Raw genomic sequence first — 214 nt, forward strand, 5'->3', positions numbered from 1 at the left:
AATTATTTAGCAAAGAGGGCTAAAGAAAGACAAGTGCTCTACCAAAAAGGAGCTACTGAAGAAGAGAAGCGGGAAGCAGAACTAGAAGCATATGGCGATAGACTAATGGGGTATTGCCTAGATGATGCATATTATGAAGACCTACCAAAAGATCATCTCCATGACCTAAGCTATAAGGAACGACTCGTCAAGGCTGAAGAATTAAACGGTTGTA

The 214-nt window shown here is 40.7% G+C and carries 1 pseudogene; it reads left to right on the forward strand.

Annotated features, from left to right (window positions below):
* Positions 1–214 (forward strand): annotated as a pseudogene (locus CKO50_RS24300) (hypothetical protein); the annotation flags it as partial.

The sequence above is a fragment of the Pseudoalteromonas sp. HM-SA03 genome (assembly GCF_002289345.1).
GTDB lineage: Bacteria > Pseudomonadota > Gammaproteobacteria > Enterobacterales > Alteromonadaceae > Pseudoalteromonas.